The 7,737-nt window shown below is 61.9% G+C and carries 7 protein-coding genes; 3 read left to right on the top strand and 4 right to left on the bottom strand.

Features of this window, described 5'->3' with window-relative positions:
* Positions 1–605: 605 nt before the first annotated feature.
* Positions 606–1,799, top strand: coding sequence for an acyl-CoA dehydrogenase family protein (locus tag ACE03M_RS14970; RefSeq protein ID WP_485934806.1), 1,194 nt, complete (start codon positions 606–608; stop codon positions 1,797–1,799).
* A gap of 39 nt (positions 1,800–1,838) precedes the next feature.
* Positions 1,839–2,987 carry an acyl-CoA dehydrogenase family protein gene (locus tag ACE03M_RS14965; RefSeq protein ID WP_485934804.1) on the top strand — a complete coding sequence of 383 codons (1,149 nt, stop codon included), beginning with the start codon at positions 1,839–1,841 and terminating at the stop codon, positions 2,985–2,987.
* 325 nt (positions 2,988–3,312) lie between these two features.
* On the opposite strand, the gene ACE03M_RS14960 is transcribed toward ACE03M_RS14965, so the two are convergent.
* From ACE03M_RS14960 to pyrE, 4 genes are all read right to left on the bottom strand, one after another.
* On the bottom strand, positions 3,313–3,942 hold the full coding sequence (locus tag ACE03M_RS14960) for a TrmH family RNA methyltransferase (protein WP_143920943.1): 630 nt from the start codon (positions 3,940–3,942) through the stop codon (positions 3,313–3,315).
* The gene (locus ACE03M_RS14955; protein WP_485934802.1) at positions 3,939–5,510 is read right to left on the bottom strand and encodes an ABC transporter permease; all 1,572 of its coding nucleotides are present in this window, start codon (positions 5,508–5,510) and stop codon (positions 3,939–3,941) included. The genes ACE03M_RS14960 and ACE03M_RS14955 overlap by 4 nt, the downstream gene beginning before the upstream one ends.
* Positions 5,510–6,391 (bottom strand): ABC transporter ATP-binding protein, encoded by an 882-nt coding sequence (locus tag ACE03M_RS14950; protein ID WP_485934800.1) that lies wholly within the window; start codon positions 6,389–6,391, stop codon positions 5,510–5,512. Before ACE03M_RS14950 ends, ACE03M_RS14955 begins: the two co-directional genes overlap by 1 nt.
* Positions 6,392–6,558: 167 nt before the next feature.
* On the bottom strand, positions 6,559–7,125 hold the full coding sequence (gene pyrE / locus ACE03M_RS14945; RefSeq protein WP_485934799.1) for an orotate phosphoribosyltransferase: 567 nt from the start codon (positions 7,123–7,125) through the stop codon (positions 6,559–6,561).
* Positions 7,126–7,401: 276 nt separating this feature from the next.
* Here pyrE and ACE03M_RS14940 point away from each other — a divergent pair, with 276 nt between their 5' ends.
* On the top strand, positions 7,402–7,680 hold the full coding sequence (locus ACE03M_RS14940) for a GlsB/YeaQ/YmgE family stress response membrane protein (RefSeq protein WP_143920947.1): 279 nt from the start codon (positions 7,402–7,404) through the stop codon (positions 7,678–7,680).
* The last annotated feature ends 57 nt before the right edge of the window (positions 7,681–7,737 follow it).

Here is a 7,737-nt window from a genome sequence, read left to right as displayed (position 1 = left end):
CCTGAAGCGCTGCAGGCACGCCACAGCCGCAGAGGGGTGCACGACGGCGCCTAGGCGACTGCGTCGGATCAGGGGAACCGACTGACGATTGCGCACACTCCCACCGAAACAGCGGAGGGTCTCACACAATTCGACAGTGAATGTGCGAGTTTCTTGGGACACGAGATTCATCCCGTTCACTTCTCTCAAAGAGCGCATATCGAGTGTGCATTTGAGGGAATCACTCGATTATGCGACAAACCTGGTGATCTTGTTTGGCTAATCGCTCCCGATAAACGGGACGGTACTCATTCGATACTAGACCCGCTTCATGACCAACTGGAACTCCAGCACCGCAATGTTAAGGATTTGTAACATTCCAGATGATCGATTGTCACAGAAAGGCAATACTTCAGGTATGTCCGATAACGGCCGTGAATATCCCCTCCGAACCGCACCACTCTGACTCTCGCCTCGAACGAGCCGACCATCGATGAGGATCGGCACGACAGCACGACGTAATCTTCCGCGACCATCGGTCACGCTCACGCCCTACCCACTTGTGAGCCCGAACACCGAACCGTACTATGGGAGCTAAGTTACCGAACGATCAATCAGGAGTTTTCATGGACACCCTGCTGAATGCAGAGGAGCGCGAGTTCGCTCAGAAGATGCGTCAGTTCTATCGCACGGAGATCCCCGAGGAGCTGCGCTTCAAAGTCGCCACCGGCCAGGAGCTGACCAAGGAGGACATAGTCACTTCGCAGCGGATCCTCAATCAGCATGGTTACGCCGTACCCAACTGGCCCGTCGAATGGGGCGGCCAGGACTGGACTCCGGTACAGCGCCACATCTGGCTTGAAGAGATGCAGCTGGCCTGCGTTCCACAGCCGCTGCCCTTCAACGTCTCCATGGTCGGCCCGGTCATCGCGACCTTCGGCAGCCAGGAGATCAAGGAGCGCTTCCTTCCGGCCACCGCCAATATCGACATCTGGTGGTCACAGGGCTTCTCCGAACCCGATGCCGGCTCTGACCTCGCATCGCTGAAGACCTCCGCGGTCCGAGACGGTGACAAGTACATCGTCAACGGACAGAAGACCTGGACGACACTGGGCCAGTACGGCGACTGGATGTTCAACCTGGTCCGCACCGACCCGAATGTGAAGAAGCAAGCCGGCATCTCGTTCCTGCTCATCGACATGAAGACGCCCGGAGTCACGGTTCGCCCGATCCAGCTCATCGACGGCGGCCATGAGGTCAACGAGGTCTTCTTCGACAATGTCGAGGTCCCCGTCGAGAACCTCGTCGGCGAAGAGAACAAGGGATGGACCTACGCGAAGTTCCTGCTCGGCAACGAGCGAACAGGCATCGCCCGGATCGGCGGCTCGAAGGTCAACCTTGCCCGTGCCAAGGCCTACGCCGCGGTGACGAAGACGGCACGCGGTACCCTGCTCGACGACCCCCTGTTCTCAGCCCGCCTGACTCGGATAGAAGCCGAGCTGACCGCTCTCGAAATGACTCAGCTGCGGATCCTCTCGACTCAGGCCGCCGGATCTGACAAGCCGGATCCACGCTCCTCCGTGCTCAAGCTCAAGGGCTCACAGCTGCAGGAAGACATCAGCGAGCTGCTCGTCGACGTCCTCGGTCCGCAGGGGCTGGACTTCGTCACCGACCGCGCTCAGGGCGAGGGATTCTCGGACCTTCCGCTCGGAGCAGTCGACGCCCTTCCCGCGTACTTCAACACCCGCAAGGTCACCATCTACGGAGGCTCGTCCGAGGTGCAGCGCGGAATCATCTCGAAAGCACTGCTTGGTCTCTGAGGTCTCCGCGACCCCAGAACACTTAAAAAGAGGACAACAATGGATCTTGAACTCAACGACATTCAGCAAGAACTCGCCAGCACCCTGAACAAATACCTGCGCAGCGAGTACGACACCCAAGCCCGCGAAGCCATTCTGCGCAGCGAAGAGGGCATCTCCCGCGAGAAGTGGGAGCAGTTCGCAGAGATGGGCCTGCTCGGTCTGGCAATCCCGGAGAACTACGGTGGAGCAGAAATGACCTTCGCCGAGGTTGCTGTGGTCTTGGAAGCATTCGGCCGTTCACTCGTGCTCGAGCCGTTCCTGGCCACAGCAGTGTTGGGCGCCAATGCGATCGCCGCAGCCGGCAGCGAAGAGCAGAAGCAGGAGATCCTGCCCTCCGTGTGCGAAGGCCAGACCTTCCTCGCATTCGCGGCCCTCGAGCCCGGCCTGCGCTACGCGGTCGATACTCCGTCCACCACCGCCTCGGCGAGCGCTGACGGTGCCTTCACGATCAGTGGCGAGAAGAACGGCGTGCTCGGTGGCGACGTCGCCGACCAGTTCATCGTCACAGCCTCGGAGAACGGCGAACTCGGATTGTTCCTGGTCGCCGCGACGGCAACCGGAGTCTCCCGCGTCACTCACCGTCAGGCCGACGGCCAGGGAAGCGCCAGCGTGAAGTTCGACAACGCACCGGCCCAGCGCCTCGGCACCGCCGATGCGCGTGCCGTCGTCGCCGAGGTGCTCGACACTGCGAACGCTGCGATCATGGCCGAAGCAGTCGGTGTCATGGAAGCCTCGCTGACCATGACCGCCGAGTACCTCAAGACCCGTGAGCAGTTCGGTGCCCCGATCGGTGCGAACCAGGCCCTGCAGCACCGTGCGGCCGACCTCTACGCGGACCTCGAGTATGCGCGCAGCATGGCCTTGTACTCGCGACTTGCCGTCACCAACGAGGAAGCCGGCTCAGAGAAGGACCGCCACCGTGATGTCATCGCGGCCAAGATCATCATCGATCAGTCGGCTCGCACCATCAGCCAGGAGTCGATTCAGATGCACGGCGGCATCGGTATGACGATGGAGTACCCGATCGGTCATTATGCAAAGCGCCTGACCGTCATCTCGCGCACCTTCGACGATGCCGATTCGCTGACTGCCGAGCTGGCAGAGATCGGTGGGCTCATCGAGCCACAGGCTGCCGACCTGAGCTGAGGCCACAGCCCGAGGCAGAGCATTCGCTGACGTCGGGCCTCGAAGTCTCTGCAGAGGAGAAGGGGGGGCCCGTGTTCTTCCAATACTGGAAGCAACGCGGGACGCCCCTTCTTCGTCCTTTCCTGCACTTTTGCCGCAGCGGCATCGATGAACCACCGGACAGTTGGTAAGTTCTGATCGAAGCCAGCGCTGAGATCGAGGAGAACTTACCAACCGTTGGGGCCGGAAGTGCCGGCGGGGGCACCGTACAGCCCTGCCCACCCGTCGAGGCTCGGCGCACGGATTGCTGAACGCCCGTCGGCCACCCTCATCACGTTGGCGGGACTCAGTCCACCGGCTGGTCGTAGACGTGGCGGCGAATCCAGGAGTGCATGGTGATCGCCGCAGCTGCGGCCGCGTTCATCGATCGGGTTGAACCGTACTGTGCGATCGATAGCACCGCTGTACTCGCCTGGTGCGCTTCCTCACTCAGGCCCGGCCCTTCCTGCCCGAAGAGCAGCAGGCTGCGTCGCGGCAGGTCATAGGTCTCCAACGGCACCGAGTCCGGGAAGTTGTCGATTCCGATCAGCGGTACGGAATTGTCGGTGCACCACTGCAGGAGGTCGTCGATGCTCGGGTGGTGGATGATGTGCTGATACCGGTCGGTGACCATCGCCCCGCGCCGATTCCACCTCCGCCTGCCCACGATGTGCACCGCGGCGGCGTTGAAGGCGTTGGCCGTCCTGACCACGGACCCGATGTTGAGGTCGTGTTGCCAGTTCTCAACACCGACGTGGAATTCGTGCCGTGTCGAGTCGAGATCGGCGACGATCGCATCGAGCTTCCAGTAGCGGTATCTGTCGACGACATTGCGTCGGTCGCCCTCAGCCAGCAGCTCGGGATCAAAGTGCTCAGACACAGGCCAGGGGCCGGTCCACGGACCGACCCCTACCTGTGGCGTGCTGTCTTCAGTCACTTCTTGTCATCGGTTTCATCCGTTGACTCATCAACCTTCGTCTTCTTCGCCGAGGTGTCGTCGGCGTCCGAGTCGGAGCCCGCATCGATATCCGATTCCGCGGCAGAGTCCTTAGAACCGGCCTTCTTGCCGGCTGAGCCGACGGAGACCTTCTGCGCACGCTTGCTCATCTTCACGGTCTTGCCGCTGCGTCCTCCACCGGTGAGCACCGCGCGAACGTAGGCGCTGCTGGCCAAGGAGTGGATGATGAGGGCGACAAGGGCAGCAATGGCTGCGGCGACGAGGCCCTCCCACCATGCGGGTGGGCTGCCGAAGAAGCGTCCGGCAATTCCCAGCGGCGAGGTGAAAGGAGTCCACGACAGCACCTTGGCGACCGTTCCCGATGCTCCCACGATGACGGGTGCGATGAAGCCGGCTACGGTGATGACGCCGATGATCGAGACGAAGGCCTTGCGTGCCTTGCTGCCGGACACCGTCGATGCCCAAACGAGGAGCGCATAGATCGCCCACGCGGTGAACAGCAGAGTCAGTGCAAACCAGCCCAGGCCGGGCAGCATGGCGAATGCCAGTGAGGTCTTGCCTGTGATGGAGAGTCCGAGTTCGGCCACAACGATCGCGACGACAAGGTGGACAGCCGTCAGAGACAGCATGCCCGTGATCCGACCCGACGCCGAGGCCCGAGGTGGGATCGTGGCGGCGATGATCTCGGTGATCCGATTGCGCTTCTCCAGGCGCAGGTTCTGATAGAGCGCGGTGCCGAGTGTGGCCACCACGAGCAGTGCGAACACTGCCATGGCCCACAGCAGTCCAGTGGCGACCTCGTCGCCGACCGCCGGCGAGTTCAGCAGTGTGGCCTCAGTCTTCGGTGCCAGCTTCTCCAGCAGCGCCTCGGGCTGTTCGTCCAAGGCGATGATCGTCGGCTGGGCCTGTCCGCTGGGGTCCTGGATGAAGGCCGCGTCGACCTTGCCCTCTTTGACCAGCTTCTCTGCGGTTTGAGCGTCTTTGGCGTCGGTGATCTTCACGCCCAGCTGCTGCTCGTACATGGCAGCCTGCTCACCCACACCGACCATAGCCATGCTCGGAGTACCCGACTTCGATTCTGATCCAGCGACGACGCCCGAGATGACCGCAGCGAGGATTCCGAGCACGATGACTGCACCGGTGACCAGGAAGAACGGACTGCGCAATGCGGTCGTACTCTCCCGGTTCGATACCAGCCAGGCGGCCTGACGCCTGTTCACGTCGACGAACTCGGAGACCAGACCGGTTTCAGGAAGCTCATCGGCCGAGGGCCGGTCCTCGGCAAGTTCGAACGGAACCTCATCGAGTCCGTCGTCGGCCGCCGCTGCGTCAGCATCGCTGGCGTCAGCTGTGTCGCTCGCATCGGCAGCTTCATCATCGGCAGCCGCAGCAGGCTTGGCGCCCTGCGCTGAGTCTGCATCGTTGTCGGTCACCGTGACGTCGTCGCCGACGGATGTGCCCAGATCATCGATGTTCTCTCCCGCAGTGCCCTTCGACACCTTTGGCTCCGGGGCGTCCCCGTCCTGGCCTTCGTCCTTGCCTGCCATCACAAAGCCTCCTTGTACTGCTCGGCCAATGTCGGGCGAACACTCTCGAAACTCTTCACACCATTCAGTGCTGCCACGGTCTGTGCGGCGGAGCCTGCATCGGCTGCTCGGAAGCTGACGATGTTGTCTGCGGAATCGAGAACCGCAACGTCGCTGATGCCTGCGCGGCTCTCCAATGACTTGGCGGCCGCCTCGGCGTCGTCAAGCTCCACACGGTACTTCACGTCCGAACGCAACTCCTGCACGCTGCCGGACACGCTGGTCCGGCCCTGGCTGAGGACGATGACATCGTCAGCATGGGTCTGCGCGGCCTCCCAATTGTCGGTGGCCAGGATGACAGGCACCCCAGAGGCGGCGTGGGCGCGCAGGAGAGACATCACAAGTTCGGTTGACTGTGAGTCGAGTCCGGAGAAGGCGTCGTCGATGACGACGACATCGGGGTCGGCGGCCAGCGTAGCTGCGATGTCGACGCGGGCGATCTCCGTGCCGCTGAGGTTCTTCAACGGTGCATACCCGCGATCGGCAAGCTCGAGGCGCGAGAGCAGAGTCAGGGCATTGCGCTCTGCGGCCCCGAGGGTGATGCCGTGCAGACGCGCAAGGTAGACGATCTGATCGATCACACGCATGTTCGGGTAGCCGCCGCGCTCGGCGGGCAGATATCCGAAGTTCTGACGATCGCCGAAGTCGAGCTCGAAGTCCTCGAGCTTGACGGTGCCCTCATCGGGCGAGATCAGCCCCATGATGACGCGAACCAGCTCGGTCCGGCCGGCCGAACGGGTTCCGACGATTGCGGTGATCCGGCCTGCCTGCGCGGTGAAACTCACCTCGTCGAGATAAGTTCGCTTTCCCTTGCGCAGGGAAACCTCTTTCAGTGTGAGCACGCGTCATCCTTACTTTTCCTGAAGCAGTACTGTGGGAGTGTCTCATCTATCGTGTTGAATCGACCACGATGTTTCAAACCAAGACCCCGATTACGACAGAATTGCCAGTCGAGTCCCAGCTGGTGATCGACGGGTGGAGATCCGCCCGTGAAGCTCCGCCGAACGTCTCAATCCAACCCAAGATCGCTTGTCGTCAACGCCGTGAGATACGGAATGCCTGTTGCCTCGACGCGCTCCTTGGCGCCCGTGTCCCGGTCCATGACCACGGCCACTGCCACCACCTCGGCGCCGGCCTCCTTGAGGGCTTCGACCGCGGTGAGCACGGAACCGCCAGTCGTCGAGGTGTCTTCGACCGCGACGACCCGCTTGCCCTTGACGTCTGGCCCCTCAACTCGACGAGACATCCCGTGCTTCTTCGCCTCCTTGCGAACGACGAAGGAGTCCACGGGAGTGCCGCGAACCACTGAGCGGTGCATGACGGCGGTTCCGACCGGATCGGCGCCCATCGTCAGCCCGCCCACGCCGTCGACCTTGTCGAGCAGCCCCTCGGCAGCCAGGAGATCGAGCACCACATCACCGATCAGTGGTGCGGAGCGATGGTCGAGAGTGACCCTGCGCAGATCCAGATAGTAGTCAGCTTCCCTGCCAGATGAGAGGGTCACCTTGCCACGAACAACGGCGAGTTCGTCGATGAGGTCGAGCAACTGTCGGCGGGTGTCTGCACTATCGATCATGTCCCCAAGTCTAAACGGCCAGTGCAGTCGCGCAGACCAGGGCTGTCACACACGCCGAGGTGGTGATGAAGTTCCGGCCGCCCTCGCCGAGGTGGTGATGGGAATAACGACATTCGAATCGAATCCGTCCGTGAGGTTTCCGCCGAGCGAACGTCTGTATCAATGTCATAAAAGATCGGGCTAAGCTGTACGTTCCGTGAGAATCGGATCTACCATTGGAGACAGATCCACCCAACATGCCCGATCATCAGCTACTTCAGAAGGGATGTGAACCTCATGGGTTTCATCGCATATTTGATCCTCGGACTCATTGCCGGCGCCATTGCCAAGGCGATTCTGCCGGGCAAGCAGGGCGGCGGCATCATCGCCACACTCATCATCGGCGTCATCGGAGCCATGCTCGGAGGTTGGATCGGAGGCGCACTCTTCGGAGTCCAGATGGATGCGTTCTTCTCTCTGTCCTCCTGGCTGTGTGCGATCGGCGGCGCGCTGATCGTCCTCATCATCTGGGGCTTCATCACCAGCAAGATGGGCAAGAAGGACAAAGCAGCCTGATCATGATCTGACTCAGGCACGATTCGACCCTTGTCGAATCACGTCCGGCGTGGGGGG

This window comes from Brevibacterium sp. AGC70, from assembly GCF_057334195.1.
Note: the sequence above shows the minus strand (reverse complement) of the source record. Positions and strands in the feature narration are given on the sequence as shown.